General features: G+C 71.4%; 3 protein-coding genes and 1 pseudogene. 3 read left to right on the top strand and 1 reads right to left on the bottom strand.

What is annotated here, in order from left to right:
* Nucleotides 1–390, bottom strand: a pseudogene (locus FHP29_RS21520) (hypothetical protein); the annotation flags it as partial.
* 203 nt (nucleotides 391–593) lie between these two features.
* On the opposite strand from FHP29_RS21520, the gene FHP29_RS04140 reads away from it, so the two are divergent.
* From FHP29_RS04140 to FHP29_RS04135, 3 genes are all read left to right on the top strand, one after another.
* A complete protein-coding gene (locus FHP29_RS04140; RefSeq protein ID WP_139621580.1) occupies nucleotides 594–1,523 on the top strand; it encodes a helix-turn-helix transcriptional regulator in 930 nt (309 codons plus the stop codon).
* Nucleotides 1,520–1,666: a hypothetical protein gene (locus tag FHP29_RS22495; RefSeq protein ID WP_240044298.1), complete on the top strand. Its 147-nt coding sequence runs from the start codon at nucleotides 1,520–1,522 to the stop codon at nucleotides 1,664–1,666. Before FHP29_RS04140 ends, FHP29_RS22495 begins: the two co-directional genes overlap by 4 nt.
* Nucleotides 1,651–2,018, top strand: a 368-nt coding sequence (locus tag FHP29_RS04135) for a dihydrofolate reductase family protein (RefSeq protein ID WP_240044297.1), incomplete at its 3' end; no start/stop codon positions are given. The genes FHP29_RS22495 and FHP29_RS04135, both read left to right, overlap by 16 nt.

Here is a 2,018-nt window from a genome sequence, read left to right as displayed (position 1 = left end):
TCGGGTGAGGTCGGCGATCCGTTCGGCCCGCCACGGCGCCAGGCGTCCGGCCAGGACGGCGTCGTACACGTGCGGGAGACGCCAGGCGCACTCGATGACCCGACCGACATACGCCTTCCCACCATCCGGTGACCGGCCCAGGACCGCGACCAACTCCATCAACGCGAACTCCGACACCAGAGGGGCACCGTGCCCAGCGATCGGAACACCGGTGTCGAGGTAGCCCTCGGTGATCGTGGCAACGCCTTCGGGTCCGGTGACGATGTGGTCGGAGGTCCAGGCGACGATGCCGGTCCATTCGCGGATCACGAGGGCTTCGCGGTCGCGGACCCCGGCACGCAGTTCGGACAGCAGGGCTGCTGTCGAACGGGGCTGGGTTCCGAGATCCATGACGGCATCCTCGCAAGGACGGCCGACACAACCCCGACGCCGGAACCCCGCCTGTGCACAGGGGAAACCCACCCGCGCCGACGGTGATGCCCGGAGGTTTCGAGGCTCGTCGCCAGCTCTCCTCGCACCTCAACCACCGCGCGGCCCCCCGGGAGCGCAAGAACGGTCAAGCGCCCGGCCACAGGCACCAGCACACTGGAGGCATGACCGGACGCGACCGTCTCCGTGAGCTCCTCGACGCCGTGCTCGACGAGGACAACCGGACGCTGGCCGACATGGCGGAGGGGGCGTTCGCGTCGCCGTACCACTTCAGCCGGACCCTCTCCCGGGATGCGGGGGAGGCGCCGGTCGCGATGAGGCGTCGGGTCATGCTCGAGCGGGCCGCGTGGCGGATCCGTCAGGGCAGGTCGGTCACCGATGCGGCGTGGGAGGCGGGCTACGAATCGGTGGAGGGGTTCAGCCGGGCCTTCGCCCGCGCCTACGGACACCCGCCGAGCGAGGCCGCCAGCGCCGACGGCACCAGCAGCACAGGCAGCACGTGGCTGCCGGCAGCCAACGGCATCCACTTCCACCCGCCCACGAGCCTGTGGGTCCATGCAGGGGAGCAGACGATGAGTCCCGTCACCGACCAGATGATCCGCCACGACCTCGACGACACCCGTGACCTGATCGAGCGCGCCAAGGCGCTCGCCGACGAGGAGTGGCGTGAGGTCCGCGGCCCCGGTCACCAGGTCGCGTCGTGGGAGGGGCCTGAGGAGTCGATCGCGGCGGTGCTCGAGCGGACCGTGTTCGCCAAGGAGGTCTGGCTGGCCGCGATCGAGGGCACCGACTTCCCCGACGTCGACCGGGACGCCGGTCCGTCCGGCCTGCTCGACCGGCATGCCGCGGCGGCGGCACGCTGGCTGGCCGCGGTGCGTGACATCGACCGGCGCGGCGCCTGGGACGACCGGATCGTCGACGCGCTCTGCGAGCCCCCGGAGTCGTTCGTGCTGAGCAGCATCGTCGCGCACGTGCTGACCTTCTCGGCGTACCGCCGTCAGCTCGCCCGGATCTGGCTGCGCGCCGCGGGCGTCGACATCGACGACGGCGACCCGATCAACTGGCTGCGTCGCGAGCTCGGGGAGCAGGGATGACCACCGTCTACTACACCGCCACCACCCTCGACGGCTTCCTCGCCGATCCCGACGACTCCCTGGCCTGGCTGATGAGGCAGGACCTCGACGAGTCAGGCCCCCAGAACTACGGGCGTTCATCGAGCGCGTGGGTGCGCTGGTGATGGGCTCCACGACGTACGAGTGGGTGCTCGCGCACCTCGAGGAGTCCGGCGAGGCGTGGTTCTACACGCAGCCCACCTGGGTGATGACCTCGCGCGAGCTGCCGAGCCTCGACGGCGCCGACGTCCGCTTCGCTCGAGGCGAGGTGACGAGCGTGTACGACGAGCTGCGCGCCGCCGCGGGGGAGCGGGACGTGTGGGTGGTCGGTGGTGGCGATCTCGCCGGACAGTTCGCGGACGCCGGGCTCCTCGACGAGGTGGTCGTCTCGATCGCCCCGGTCGTCCTGGGCGCCGGGCGCCCCCTCCTGCCGCGGCGACTCGACCTGAGGCTCGAGGAGACCGCGCGCAACGGGGC

This window comes from Nocardioides albidus, from assembly GCF_006335005.1.
Lineage (GTDB): Bacteria > Actinomycetota > Actinomycetes > Propionibacteriales > Nocardioidaceae > Nocardioides > Nocardioides albidus.
Note: the sequence above shows the minus strand (reverse complement) of the source record. Positions and strands in the feature narration are given on the sequence as shown.

Coding starts and splice junctions, on each gene's coding strand:
- FHP29_RS04140 (WP_139621580.1), top strand. CDS start 594: ATGACCGGACGCGACCGTCTCCGTGAGCTCCTCGACGCCGTGCTCGAC.
- FHP29_RS22495 (WP_240044298.1), top strand. CDS start 1,520: ATGACCACCGTCTACTACACCGCCACCACCCTCGACGGCTTCCTCGCC.